Consider the following 13,012-nt stretch of genomic DNA (forward strand, 5'->3'; position numbering starts at 1 on the left):
GAGAACGTCCCATGATTCATGCCGGCGAACACGCCGCGTCCTATTACGCGGCCACTGCGCGCGACAAGCAGACCTACCCCGCCCTGGAGGGCGAGGTTCACGCAGAGGTCTGCGTCATCGGCGGCGGTCTGACCGGCGTCAACACGGCACTGGAGCTGGCCCTTCGGGGCCACTCCGTGGTGCTTCTGGAAGGCCGCCGCATCGGCTGGGGAGCCAGCGGTCGCAACGGTGGACAGCTGATCCGCGGCATCGGCCACGACGTCAGTGGCTTCGCCAAGTACGTCGGCGAGGATGGCGTCCGCTACCTGAACCAGGCGGGTTTCGACTCGGTGAAGCTGGTGGCGGAGCGCATCCAGCAGTTCAACATCGACTGCGACCTGCGCTGGGGCTTCTGCGAGCTGGCCAACACCCCCGCGCAGTTCACCGCCATGGCGGAGGAACAGCGCGAGCTGCAGTCGATGGGTTATGGGCATCCGACCAAGCTGGTGGGTGCCGGGCAGATCCATGAAGTGGTGGCCAGCGACTGCTATGCCGGCGGCCTGATCGACATGGGCTCGGGCCATCTGCATCCGCTGGACCTGGTGACCGGTGAAGCACGGGCCGCCAGCAACCTGGGGGTGAAGATCTTCGAGCAGAGCCCGGTGCTGCGCATCACCCACGGCAGTTCGGTCACGCTGCACTGCGCCAACGGCTGGGTGCGCGCGGACAAGCTGGTGCTGGGCTGCAACGCGCACCTGGAGGAGCTGGAGCCGCGCCTGACCGGCAAGGTATTGCCAGCGGGCAGCTACGTCATCGTCACCGAACCGTTGCCGGAGCACGTGGCGGCGAAGCTGATCCCGCAGAACATGGCGCTGTGCGACCAGAAGGTGGGGCTGGATTACTACCGCCTGACCGCCGACCGTCGCCTGCTGTTCGGCGGCGCGTGCCACTACTCCGGGCGGGACCCTGCGGACATCGGCGCCTACATGCGGCCGAAGATGCTGAAGGTGTTCCCGCAACTGGCCGATGTGCGCATCGACTACCAGTGGGGCGGCATGATCGGCATCACGGCAAACCGCTTCCCGCAGGTGGGTCGTCTGGCCCAGCACCCGAATGTGTACTTCGCCCAGGGCTACTCGGGGCATGGTCTCAACGTGACCCACTGGACCGCCAAACTGCTGGCCGAAGCCATTTCAGCAGGCCAGAGCCAGGGGCTGGACGTGTTCAGCGCGGTACCGCACCTGACCTTCCCGGGCGGCAAGCTGATGCGCTCGCCCCTGCTGGCGATGGGCATGCTCTGGTACAGGATTCGAGAGGCAATTGGCTGAATAAGCCAGGCGGAGCGTCTCGCCGAGGGAGCTCCGCTTTTTTTCAGCTCGGCAGCATGCTCACGACGCAGCGCTCGGTTCCGCGCTTGAGCGTCGCCTTCGGATACTCGCCAAACAGCGCCTGGTAAGCCTGGGAGAATCGCCCCAGATGCCAGAACGACCAGCGCATCGCAATCTCGGCCACATTGACACCCGCACCGCCAGCGGCCAGCAAGTCACGTCGGGCAGCATTCAGCCGGCGGTTGCGCAGCCACACGGTGGGCGGCATGCCGGCATACTGGACGAATGACTGCTGCAACTGCCGCACCGAGACACCGGCGATTTCAGCCAGCTCGGGAACGCCGAAGCTGTCCTGCGGACAATCGTTGACCACCTCTTTCACCCGCTCGACGACGCGTTTGGCGTTGCGGTCGGAGCGACGGCGCTGACCCACATCGACCGCCGCCTCCAGCAGCGAGAAGCAGCCATCGGCCACCTGCTGGGCGAATCCGGGCGCATCGACGTTGACGTGACCTTCCACGGCGCCGGCCAGCAACTGGCTCAGGGAGCTGGCGAAGGCGCTGCAGCTCTCCGAACGCAACGGTTGCAGCACCAGGCTTTCGAAGTCCGCGGCGGAGCGTCCCCAGGCGGAGGCGTCCTTCAGGACCACGGCGACTTCACGGTAATTCTCGGGGGTGACCCAGGCGTTGTGCGTGTGCCCATCCAGCAGGTAGAGGGCGCTTTCGTTCATGTCGAAGCTGAACACCAGGGTATCGGCGGGGGCATGGAATTCCTGCTCGACCCGCAGGTTCATGCGTTCTTCGTAGAGCTGGACCGCTCCGGTTTCCGCGTGCACGAGTCGTCCGCAAAAGCGACCAGCTGACATCTGCGTGTACTGCTCTTCCCAACCCGGCAGCACCGCACGCGGCTCGTCAACCTCGCGAGCCTCCATCACCTTGATCGCCATCACACACCCGGAAATTTATTAATATTATTAACTATCAGCCTACCAATGGCTGACCTCCGCACGCAACAAGGGCGGTTCCAATCAGCATGGGGCGGCGTTCTGCACGCAGCAGGATTATGACCAATGCGACGGGATCGAGCACGCTTTACCTGACATACGCGAATACAGGAGACCGCTACCTGATCTCCTTGTCGTACAACCTGCCCATTTCATCCCTGAACGCCTGGATCAGCGGCTCCCGCGTCCGCCCGTTCTTCATGATGAGCGAGAATTCGGCCTGGTATCCGAAGTGCTCCGGGAGAAGCCTGATGAGCCTCCCCTGCTCTTCCCATTGCTGCGCCAGATGGTCCGGCAGATAGCCGATATAGCTTCCGCACAACACCAGGATCAGTTCGGCCTCCATGCTGTCGATGGTGGCGGAACATTCCTTGAATCCATGCCTCGCCACTTCCGCGCTCGACCAATAGCCCCGCTTGACCAGGGCATACTGCCTGACTTTCTCCGGGGTCTTCTGCAACTCGCGGGACAACGGATGCCTGTCACTGCAATACAGCCAATGCTGCTCGATATAGAGGTCGATATATTTCAATCCGCTCATCCTGGTCGGGAGCGAACCTATTGCCAGGTCGATCTTTCCTTCCAGGACTTCCCGTTGAAGTTCGAAAGGACTCAGCAGTTTGAGATTGACATGCACCTTGGGATGATTCGATGCAAAGTTCCCAAGCAGGTCCACTATATTGACCTGCTTGTCGGTTATCATGGAATCGAGTATCCCGACAGAAATCGTCCCCCGCAATTCTCCCTTCAACTCAAGTACGTAATTCTCGAATCCGTCGATCTGATTTAAAAGATTCTGCGCCTCATCGTAAATCAATTGTCCTTTGCTGGTCAGGCTGAACCCCGACCTCCCCCGGCTGCAGAGCGGCATGCCCAGTTGCGCCTCGAGCTGGCTCATATAGCCGCTGATGGCTGGCGTCGACATGTTCAGGTCCTGCTGCGCCGCAGAAAATCCCTTGTTCCTGACCACCGCAACGAAAACCCGCAGCAGGCGAATGTTGTATATGTTCTCTTTCATCATGCAACCGCACACGTCAATGGCCGGCCTTGTTCTCATGGCAGTTGAAATCTGTCAAGAGACCATTGAATTATCTTAATAATACAATTAACCAACAACTTGCCGACTCACTATTTATCCCCGCCTGAACCGCCGTTTAAATGAAAGCCGAGGTCATTTCGACGGCCCATTGCGCCCAGTACACAGGCTTCGAGACCGTTGCCTGGCATCGGGCGACAACCCATGAAAATGTTTTCCAGACTTGCGGCAATTGCGGGGGTAACCATGTCCGAATCCAAACTCAAGACAAACTTCTCGGACGGGACTTCATACGACCCGCAAAAGCGCCCGAGATTTAACGAGATTGCGAGCTTCATGCGCGCCCCCGTCGCGGACACGCTGGATGGCGTCGATATCGGCCTCATCGGTGTGCCATTCGATGGCGGCACCTCCTTCAAGCCGGGCGCGCGCCTGGGCCCCCGTGGGGTCCGGCAGCAATCCTGCCTCATGCGCACCCGGAATCACGCGTCGGGCATTGCACCTTTCGACCTGTGCACCATTCGCGACCTGGGCGATGTCTACCTGGATCGCATGTACAACATCGAGGACGCCCACGCCTGCATCGAGAACTATTACCGGGAGATTTGCGCACGCGGAATCATGCCTCTCACGGTAGGCGGGGACCATTCGATCACCTATCCGATCTTCAAGGCGCTGGCGAAAGACGGCCCCATCGGCATGGTCCACATCGACGCCCACACCGATACCTGGGACAGCCTCTACGGGTCGAAATTCTTCCACGGAGCGCCATTCAGAAGAGCGGTCGAGGATGGCCTTCTCGACCCACGGCGCACGATCCAGATCGGCATCCGTGGCTCCGAGCATTCGGGCACCCCGAACTTCAGCCTCGAATGCGGGATGCGGGTCATTTTCATCGAGGAGTTCGACGAACTGGGCGTCGACGGCGTGCTCCAGGAAGTACGCCGCATCGTGGGGGACGGCCAGACCTATGTGTCATTCGATGTCGATGGCCTCGACCCCGCCTTCGCCCCCGGAACCGGCACCCCCGAAGCCGGCGGCATCTCCATGCGCGAAGCCATGCGCCTGCTGAAGGGACTGCGCGGCCTCAACCTCATCGGCGGCGATGTGGTGGAGGTCGCTCCGGACCTGGACCCTTCCGGAATGACCGCCCTCAACGCCGCAACCCTGATGTTCGAGCTGCTGTGCGTGCTGGCAGATGCGAGGGCGAACGGATGACCACGTCCCCTGTCCCCGTTTCATCATTACAGTGAGACTCTCCATGACCGGCCTGACGTTTCGCCCCGCCGTACCGGATGACGCGCCCCTGTGCATCACACTCCGCGGATTGACGCGAGAGAACGCATTTTCCGAGGAGGAACTGCGCACACTGGGTATCACCGCCGAATCCTGGAGCCGTGGCATTCAGGACGGCAGCTGCCCTGGCTTCGTCGCCTGCCGGGAAGATCGAATGATCGGTTACTGCTTCGGCGACCGGGATACGGGCGAGATCGTCGTTCTCGCCCTGCTTCCGACCTACGAAGGACAGGGCATCGGCAGAACCCTGCTCGGGCTGATGATCGAGACGCTCGCGCGCCAAGGACTCAAGCGCCTGTTCCTGGCCTGCTCCAGCGATCCGCAGGTTCGCTCCCATGGTTTCTATCGCTACCTGGGCTGGGTGCCGACCGGGGAACGGGATGAGTACGGCGACGACATCCTCGAACTCTCCATCGGCTGATCACGGCTGTCTCGCTCTTTTCAGCCGGCGTAGTCCATTCGGGCGACGCCCTCAGCCCCAGCTAAGTTTCGCCTCGTAATCTCCTTCATCACGCCAACAAAGGCGCACGAGACCATCGAGGAACCGACCCGATGAAGGACATCACGCTCACATCGCAGCGGGCTCCGAAATCGCATACACCCTCCATCCACGGCGCATTGCCGGCGGCGGCCTACCCGGCGCTGCTGATCGCCTTCGTGGTGTTTTTCCTGGCTCCGCTGGGCGCCCACGGCCTCTGGATACCCGACGAAACCCGCTACGCCCAGGCGGCCCAGGAACTGCTGAACAGCGGTAACTGGGTGGCCCCGCACTTCATGGGGCTGCGCTATTTCGAGAAGCCCATCGGCGGCTATTGGCTGATCGCCATCGGCCAGGCACTGTTCGGCGACAACCTGTTCGGGGCGCGCATCGCCTCGGCGCTGACCTCCGCGGCCACGGTGGGGCTGATCTGGCTGCTGGGCCGCCGGCTGTGGAACGACATCTGGAAGAGCTGGACCGCCAGCCTGCTCTACATGAGCTTCGGCCTGGCTGCCGGGCAGGCCGGTTATGCCAACATCGACCCGCAGCTGACGCTGTGGCTCACCCTCGGCCTCGTGGCCTGCTGGTTCGCCCTGGAAGGCGACAACCCTCGGGAACGCTGGGTCGGCTGGGGCCTGCTCGGCGTGGCCTGCGCCATGGGTTTCATGACAAAGGGCTTCCTCGCCTGGCTGCTGCCGGTGATCGTGGTCGCGCCCTACGCCGTGCTGCATGAGCGCTGGCGCGAGCTGCTCAAGGGCGGGCCGCTGGCGGTCCTGGTGGCCGTGGCGCTGAGCCTGCCCTGGGCCATCCTGGTCCACCAGCGCGAAGCGGACTTCTGGCAGTTCTTCTTCTGGAACGAGCATATCCGCCGCTTCGCCGGCAACAACGCGCAGCACGCCGCGCCCATCTGGTTCTTCGTGCCGCTGCTGTTCGCCGGCGCCCTGCCCTGGGCTCTGCTGGTCGCGCCCGCATTGAAACGGGCCTGGGGCGAGCGCAAGGAGCGACGCACCGCCTTCCTGTCCCTCTGGTTCGCCATGCCCTTCCTGTTCTTCAGCCTGAGCAAGGGCAAGCTGCCGACCTACATCCTGCCGTGCTTCGTGCCGCTGGCGCTGTTGATGGCCAACAGCCTGGTGGACAAGCTGCGGCAGAACGACCTGCTCGCGCTGACCCGCAACGGGCTGCTCAACCTGGGCCTGGGTGGCACCGCCCTGCTCGGCCTGATCGGCATCCAGGTCGTGCACCCGGTCTACACCCACCAGCCCCTGCAAGTCGCCCTGGCGCTGGTGGTATGCCTGGCCTGGGCGGTCTGCGGCTTCATCCAGTGGAAGCGTCCGGTGCACTACTGGTTCGCCCCGGCGTTCGGCCTCTGGGTGCTGGTCGCGTTGCTGCCCGCGGCGATGCCCTTATCGGTGGTCGACAACAAGATGCCGGACACCTTCATCGCCCGCCATCTGGACGCCCTGAAGGCGTCGAAGACCCTGCTCAGCAATGAACTAGGCGCTGCATCGGCGCTGGCATGGCGGCTGGACCGCAGCGACGTGGACCTGCTCGACGTGCAGGGCGAGCTGCAGTACGGACTCTCGTACCCCGACGCCGCGGATCGGAAAGTCACCACCGAGCACATGCCGCAATGGCTGACCCAGCACACCGCCCAGGGACCCGTCGGCATCGTCCTGAACCTTTCCGGCAAATCCGGTGGCGCCGTGCCGGCGTGGATACCGCCTGGCGCGGAGGTCTATCGGGAGAACAATCTGCTCATCGTGATTGCGAAGGCCCAGGCCAGCCCATCTGCGAACACACCCCAGGGCTGAGCCCGCCGCTGCGCCGGTTCAGGCAGAAAGTGCCGGACCCGCGCCAGGGGCAGCGACCGTCGCGGAGCGTTTTCTTCCCTGCAGCCAAACAACAAGGCCCGCGAAAAGCGGGCCCTTTGGCCAAGCACCCAACTTACTTGTGCTTATGTTTGTGCTTGTGGCTGGACTTGTGGTGGTCGTGGTTGTCGTCATCCGCCAGGTTGTTGCCAATGGCGCTGCCCGCTGCGCCACCCAGCCCGGCACCGATGGCGCCTCCGGTCGAGCCGCCCACCTTGTTGCCAATCACTTGACCGCCTGCAGCGCCAAGGCCACCGCCGATGGCCGCTTCGGTTTTCTTGCCGTCCTTTGCCGACATCGCGCCTCCCGCGGCGCCACCGACACCCGCGCCGATCGCCGCGCCGGTGCTTCCACCCACCGCCTGGCCAACCACGCTTCCCAAGGCGCCACCGACGCCACCACCGACCGCCGTGTTGGTGGTTTCCCCGGCAATGACGCCCTGCGATGCCAGAACAGTGAATGCCAATGCAGCGAATGATCTGCGCATGATTCGAACCTCCAACTGTATACAAGAGGCAAAAGTCTGTAGCAGGTCAGGCTGCGGGACAACGCTTCCCAGGCGGTTCATGGACATGGATCAATCATCTGGCCGGGAAGGCGGCCGCTGGTCGGGCCAGAGGCCAAGGATTGCGCCGGCTCGTGGGGGCGAACGCCCGCCAGCGCCAGGCCCGAGGCCTGGCGCCGGTTCGATCAGACGCTGCGCTCACTCATCGTCGCGCGCGGGAATCCACCATTCCTCGCCCCGCACCGTGCGGATGTATTCCGGCCAGCGGAAGCGGTGCGGCACCTGGAAGTCCTTCGGCAGCAGCGGTGCCTGCCACTGCGTGCCGCCGATGCCACCGCCGGTGCGTTCGTTGAATTCGCGGGTGGCCTCGGCCAGCAGGTCGGGCTCGGTGAACAGCTCGATCAGGGTGCTGCCGATGGTCTTCGACGCCACCTCGATCATCGGGTCGATGGTCTCGCGGATGCCGCCCAGCGCATTGGCGACCCAGTCCGGGTAGGTGTAGCCGGCCGGCGCGCTGAGCATCGGCCGCGCCACGTAGAGGCGCACGGTCGGGCAATGCCAGGTGTACTCGGGGTAGTCGTCGGAGGTCAGGTACTTCTGCCAGGCCGGCATCTGTAGGCGCAGCTGACGCTCGCACTCCTGCGGCTCGATCAGGGCTTCGGTGGCCGGCAGGAAGGGTTCCTCCATCGGTTCGAGGCCGAGGTTGCTCTGGATCTCGCGGGCGACTGCAATCGCCGCTTCGCCCCAGGTCGGCGCACCGACCTGCGCCAGGTTGTCGTAGCAGGCCTGGGCCAGCGCGTGGTTGGCCAGGCCGCCACGGGACTTGCAGACCCAGGTTTTTTTCCACTTGCAACCGGTGGCCATGGCGGCTGCGGCGGCGTTGTTGTCCATCACCGTGGAAATGGTCTCGGCCTGCTCGATGGAGTCGCAGCGCAGCAGGTACTGGATCTGCGAGATGTGCGGCGGCAGGTTGTCGGCGGTGGCCTGCCCTGCGGTGAGGATGGCTTCGTTGAAGCTCCACAGGCCGGTGAACGGCAGCGTCGAGCGGCGCAGGCTTTCGTTCAGGGTGTAGAAGTGCACCAGCGCATCATTCGCGCCGGGAGCACGAGCCGCCAGGTGGTTCTGCGGAATCGGGCTGTAGCGGTCGGCGGCGATCCAGTTCTGCGGGTCTTCGCAGGTGAAGGTGTAGATGTACGAGTAGGCAATGCCGCAGTGAGTGTCCCAGGTGGTGGTGTTGTTCAGCGGCAGCATGTAGGTGGGGTGGAAGCTGACGGCCGCGTCGATGTCGTCGTAGTAGCCCTTGGCGGCGTGCACCGGCTTGGAGGCGCGGAGCTTTTCCGCCGGCTCGCCGAAGAACTTGATGGTGCCCTTGACGCCGAATTCCAGCATCGCCGCCTTGGCCGCCAGTACGCCGCCCAGGGCGCTCATGCCCAGCGCGGAATGCGGGTCGGTGTGGCCCGGCGCGTACTTCGACAGCCCCTCGCGCGGCATCTGCCGGGTGGCCGCCGCCTGGCAGTTGCCGGGCACCGCGTCGTATTCGGCATAGGTGGCCAGCACCGGGCCCTCGCCATTGCTGAAGGTGGCGACGAAGGCGGTGGGCATGCCGCCGCTGCCCTCTTCCACCGTGAAGCCTTCCTTGCGCAGCAGTTCCACGTACCAGGCACAGGACTTGTACTCGCGGAAGGCCGGCTCGGCGAAATGCCAGATCACCTGATGCCAGTCGGACAGCTGCTGGCGGTGCTCGTCGATCCATTGCTGGACGTAGGCCTTGAACTTCGACATGGCGGGCTTCCTCATCGTTGCCTGTTGTGGTTGTCGTGTGGCCTAGTATTGGTGAAGCAGAATTCACAACAAGCGAAACAATTTGGCTAGTTTGTCCAGATAGTTTCACCAATTGCCGACCAGGAAACCCCATGCACTTTCCCTCGATGACCGCCCTGCGCGCGCTGGATGCCGTGGCCCGGCTGGGCAGCGTGTCCGCCGCCGCGACGGAGCTGAACCTCACCCGCAGCGCGGTCAGCCACCGCATCGCGACCCTGGAGGAGCGCCTGGGCTTCGCCCTGACCGAGCGCACCGGGCGCGGCGTGCGCCTCACCTGGCGGGGCGAGCGCTACGCCCGCGACGTGCGGCGCATCCTTGCCGAGGTGCAACTGGCCGGCAGCAGCTTCGACGAAAAGCAGGTCATCGGCCGCCTCTGCATCAGTTGCAATCCGGGCTTCGCCACCTACTGGCTGTGCCAGCACCTGGGCGACTTCCTCGCGCAGTACCCGCAGGTGCAACTGCACGTGGTCACGCCCCGCACACCGCAGGACACCAGCGCGGCGGAAGCGGACCTGTTCATCGCCTACGGCACCGGCGACTGGCCCAACCAGATCGTCGAGCCCATCGTCGCCCTGCACTTCTTCCCGGTGTGCAGCCCGCGCCTGCTCAACGCCCGCAACGGCCTGAAATCACCGGGCGACCTGGCCGGCCAGACCCTGCTGCACATGAACGACTTCGCCGACTGGCGCCTGTGGCTGGGCGCGGTCGGCGCGCGGGACATCGAGTTCACCTCCGGCGTGCTGTTCGCCGACGCCACCAGCACCATCGCCGCCTGCATCGCCGGCCAGGGCGTGGCCATCGGCGACAACCTGCTCAGCGGCGACGCCCTGAGCCGTGGCCTGCTGGTGCGCCCCTTCGACATCACCATCCAGTCCAACCGCGGCTACTTCCTGGTGACCGACCCGGTGAAGGCCGAGCGGGCCGTGGTGAAGGCCTTCAGCGAATGGCTCAAGGCCCGTGTCGCCAGCACCACCCAGAGCGCCATCGACCTGGACCAGCCGCCGCTGGCGTTCCCGCAGGAGAACCCGTGAGGCGATGACACGCTCACCGGGTCATTGGACGGCCTGCGGAATCCGCCCCAGCCGCTCCAGCGCCAGGTCGTAGTCGAAGTCCTCGACGGCCGCCGCCAAGGGCGCCATGGCCAGGAGGGTGACGTTCTGGATGGCCGCCACCTCCGCTGCACCTCCCGATCGAGGAATTCGTTCTGGTTCTTGCGCTATGGAAAAACGGCGGGAATGCAAAAGGCCGTCTCATCAATAGACGGCCTTTTGCCAAGCACGCTTCGGGTGATTACACCTCAATTTCCGTCAGCGGGCCCTGCATGCGATAGAAACTCAGGTCCGTGGCGGTGAAGAAAGCCTGCGAACGCCCGTTGGCGAAGTCATCGACATGTACCACGGTAGCGCCGTCGGCCTCCTGCCAGGAGATCACATAGACCCCCTCGGCGATTTCCTGCCACTGGCAGGCCGCCTCGCCACGGGCACCCGCGTAGGGGCCCGAGACGATGGAGTAGCGAATGCTGCTGCCGTCCACCGAATAGACGTTGTGGGCGGACAGGCCGTCGTAATCGACACGGAAGCGGCGGCCGGCGAATACCGGCCGGGAGGTTGGGTTGGATGTGCTCATTAGACGGCCAGGCGGGGGTAATCGGTGAGGCCAGCGGCGCCGCCGCCGAACAGGGTTTCGCGCTGGTGCGGGTTGAGCGGCGCGCCCTGGCGCAGGCGTTCGGGCAGGTCGGGGTTGGCGACGAAGGGCCGGCCGAAGGCGATCAGGTCCGCCCAGCCTTCGCTCAGCGCGGCATTGGCGCGCTCGGCGGTGTACTTGCCGGCGTAGATCAGGGTGCCGGGGAATACCTCGCGCAGGCGTTGCTTGAATGCCAGCGGCATGTGCGGGGCGTCGTCCCAGTCGGCTTCGGCGATATGGATGTAGCCCACGCCGATCTCGCCCAGCAGGCGTGCGGCGGCCAGATAAGTGGTTTCCGGGTCGGCATCGACGCAACCGTTAAGGGTGGTCAGCGGCGCCAGGCGGATGCCGACGCGGCTCTTGTCGCCGGCGCCTTCAATCAGCGCCTGGGCCACTTCACCGAGGAAGCGCAGGCGGTTCTCCAGCGAGCCGCCGTACTGGTCGGTGCGGTCGTTGGCGTTGGAGTCGATGAACTGGTTGACCAGATAGCCGTTGGCGGCGTGCAGCTCGACGCCATCGAAACCGGCGGCCATGGCATTGCGGGCGGCCTGGCGGTATTCGTCGACGATGCCCTGGATTTCCTCCACCTTCAGCGCACGGGGTTTCGAGGCCTGGACGAAGCCCGGAGTGCCGTCGGTCTCGGCGACGAAGACGTTGACGCCCTCGGCCTGCAGGGCCGAAGAGGACACCGGGGACTGCCCGTCGAGCAGGCTGATGTGGCTCAGCCGGCCGACATGCCAGAGCTGGGCGAAGATGCGCCCGCCGGCGGCGTGTACCGCCTGGGTGACCTTGCGCCAGCCGGCGACCTGGGCCGGCGAATGGATGCCCGGCGTCCAGGCGTAGCCCTTGCCCAGCGGGGAAATCCAGGTGCCCTCGCTGACGATCAGGCCGGCGCTGGCGCGCTGGGCGTAGTACTCGGCCATAAGCTCATTGGGCACGTCGCCCGGCTGGCTGGCGCGGGAACGGGTCATCGGCGGCATGACGATGCGGTTGGGCAGTTCGAGGCCGCCCAGGGCATGGGGTTGGAACAGCGGGGATGCATTCTCAGACATTGCAAATCTCCTCCAGCGGCGCGACCGCCGTGGTCGATTGGGCATGGAATTCGGGCAGCACGTACTCGGCGATCTCGTGCAGGGTCTCGTCGAGGGGCCGCAGGTTGCGCCGCAGTTGCAGGCCGACGTGGTCGACGCCGGCAGCACGCAGCGCGCGCAGTTCGGCGGTCAGCGCGTCGCGGCCGCCACGGAAACCGAAACGCCAGCGCCGCAGGGGCTCGTCGGCGCGCTCGGCCAGGTCCAGGTGGATGAAGCTCGAATAAGGTTTGGCCCCGGCCACCGCGCGCCAGTTGGCGACGCGGCGCTGGTGATCCTCCGGCGTGCCGGGATAGGCCAGGCAACCGTCCAGGTTCGCACCGATCCAGGCCGGGCTCTGCTGTGCCAGACCGGCTACCAGCAGCGGCAGCGGTGAAGCCGGCGCCGGCAGCACGGCCATGCCTTCGGGCAGACTCGACCGAGCGGCATCACGCAGCAGCGCGATCTGCTCGCGGAAGTTGCCGCCACGGCCTTCGAAGTCGCGCCCGAACAGCGGGTATTCCACCGGCCGGTCGCCGCTGGCCACGCCGAGCAGCAGACGGTCGCCGCTCAGGCGTTGCACGCTCGCTGCCGACTTCAGGGTCAGCAGCGGCTCGCGGATCGGCAGCACCACGGCGGCAGTGCCGAGCAGAATGTCGCGGGTCACGCCGGCCAGGTAGCCGAGGTAGGAAAACACCTCGAAGACCTGGGCGGCATCGCCGAACGACGGGTCGTAGAGCGGGACGTCGCGCACCCACAGGGCTCGGAAGCCGAGGCGGTCGGCCAGTTGGGCGAGCATCGCGTGCTGCGCCAGGTCCGGCTCGCCGTGGCGGCGGCCGGCCTGTTGCCGTGCCCGTTCGCCGGCAGGCGTCCAGTCGTTGTCCAGCGGGGCTTCGAGGCCGACGCTGAAGCCGCCGGCGGTCAGGCGCTCAAGGGGTGCGGACATGG

Annotated in this window: 12 protein-coding genes; 5 read left to right on the top strand and 7 right to left on the bottom strand. The window is 65.1% G+C overall.

Annotated features, from left to right (window positions below; translation table 11 throughout):
• The first annotated feature begins 11 nt into the window (after nucleotides 1–11).
• On the top strand, nucleotides 12–1,307 hold the full coding sequence (locus tag ACQ5BL_RS19380; protein WP_243808376.1) for an NAD(P)/FAD-dependent oxidoreductase: 1,296 nt from the start codon (nucleotides 12–14) through the stop codon (nucleotides 1,305–1,307).
• A gap of 43 nt (nucleotides 1,308–1,350) precedes the next feature.
• On the opposite strand, the gene ACQ5BL_RS19385 is transcribed toward ACQ5BL_RS19380, so the two are convergent.
• Nucleotides 1,351–2,253: an AraC family transcriptional regulator gene (locus ACQ5BL_RS19385; RefSeq protein ID WP_243808375.1), complete on the bottom strand. Its 903-nt coding sequence runs from the start codon at nucleotides 2,251–2,253 to the stop codon at nucleotides 1,351–1,353.
• Between the two features lie 175 nt (nucleotides 2,254–2,428).
• Entirely contained in the window at nucleotides 2,429–3,328 is a 900-nt protein-coding gene (locus tag ACQ5BL_RS19390; RefSeq protein WP_243808428.1) for a LysR family transcriptional regulator, read from the bottom strand.
• Between the two features lie 264 nt (nucleotides 3,329–3,592).
• Here ACQ5BL_RS19390 and speB point away from each other — a divergent pair, with 264 nt between their 5' ends.
• The 3 genes from speB (at nucleotide 3,593) to arnT (ending at nucleotide 6,931) form a co-directional block, all read left to right on the top strand.
• The gene (gene speB / locus ACQ5BL_RS19395; RefSeq protein WP_243808374.1) at nucleotides 3,593–4,564 is read left to right on the top strand and encodes an agmatinase; all 972 of its coding nucleotides are present in this window, start codon (nucleotides 3,593–3,595) and stop codon (nucleotides 4,562–4,564) included.
• Between the two features lie 43 nt (nucleotides 4,565–4,607).
• Nucleotides 4,608–5,063 carry a GNAT family N-acetyltransferase gene (locus tag ACQ5BL_RS19400; protein ID WP_243808373.1) on the top strand — a complete coding sequence of 152 codons (456 nt, stop codon included), beginning with the start codon at nucleotides 4,608–4,610 and terminating at the stop codon, nucleotides 5,061–5,063.
• 131 nt (nucleotides 5,064–5,194) lie between these two features.
• Nucleotides 5,195–6,931, top strand: coding sequence for a lipid IV(A) 4-amino-4-deoxy-L-arabinosyltransferase (gene arnT / locus ACQ5BL_RS19405; protein WP_243808372.1), 1,737 nt, complete (start codon nucleotides 5,195–5,197; stop codon nucleotides 6,929–6,931).
• A gap of 133 nt (nucleotides 6,932–7,064) precedes the next feature.
• Here the strand turns inward: arnT and ACQ5BL_RS19410 are convergent, their stop codons facing one another.
• Together ACQ5BL_RS19410 and ACQ5BL_RS19415 are read right to left on the bottom strand one after the other, a co-directional pair.
• Nucleotides 7,065–7,475, bottom strand: a complete 411-nt coding sequence (locus tag ACQ5BL_RS19410) for a glycine zipper domain-containing protein (RefSeq protein ID WP_207887370.1) — start codon at nucleotides 7,473–7,475, stop codon at nucleotides 7,065–7,067.
• Nucleotides 7,476–7,691: 216 nt separating this feature from the next.
• Nucleotides 7,692–9,275, bottom strand: coding sequence for an amidohydrolase (locus ACQ5BL_RS19415; RefSeq protein WP_207887345.1), 1,584 nt, complete (start codon nucleotides 9,273–9,275; stop codon nucleotides 7,692–7,694).
• Between the two features lie 131 nt (nucleotides 9,276–9,406).
• Here ACQ5BL_RS19415 and ACQ5BL_RS19420 point away from each other — a divergent pair, with 131 nt between their 5' ends.
• Nucleotides 9,407–10,345: a LysR substrate-binding domain-containing protein gene (locus ACQ5BL_RS19420; protein ID WP_243808371.1), complete on the top strand. Its 939-nt coding sequence runs from the start codon at nucleotides 9,407–9,409 to the stop codon at nucleotides 10,343–10,345.
• Nucleotides 10,346–10,604: 259 nt separating this feature from the next.
• Here the strand turns inward: ACQ5BL_RS19420 and ACQ5BL_RS19425 are convergent, their stop codons facing one another.
• From ACQ5BL_RS19425 to ACQ5BL_RS19435, 3 genes are read right to left on the bottom strand one after another with little or no spacing between them, the layout of a single operon-like run.
• Nucleotides 10,605–10,940 (bottom strand): MoaF-related domain-containing protein, encoded by a 336-nt coding sequence (locus ACQ5BL_RS19425; protein ID WP_243808370.1) that lies wholly within the window; start codon nucleotides 10,938–10,940, stop codon nucleotides 10,605–10,607.
• Nucleotides 10,940–12,049: an alkene reductase gene (locus ACQ5BL_RS19430; protein ID WP_243808369.1), complete on the bottom strand. Its 1,110-nt coding sequence runs from the start codon at nucleotides 12,047–12,049 to the stop codon at nucleotides 10,940–10,942. The genes ACQ5BL_RS19425 and ACQ5BL_RS19430 overlap by 1 nt, the downstream gene beginning before the upstream one ends.
• Nucleotides 12,042–13,010 carry a TIGR03571 family LLM class oxidoreductase gene (locus ACQ5BL_RS19435; protein ID WP_243808368.1) on the bottom strand — a complete coding sequence of 323 codons (969 nt, stop codon included), beginning with the start codon at nucleotides 13,008–13,010 and terminating at the stop codon, nucleotides 12,042–12,044. The genes ACQ5BL_RS19430 and ACQ5BL_RS19435 overlap by 8 nt, the downstream gene beginning before the upstream one ends.
• Nucleotides 13,011–13,012: the final 2 nt, after the last annotated feature.

Source organism: Pseudomonas sp. B1-22, from assembly GCF_050474425.1.
Taxonomy (GTDB): domain Bacteria; phylum Pseudomonadota; class Gammaproteobacteria; order Pseudomonadales; family Pseudomonadaceae; genus Pseudomonas.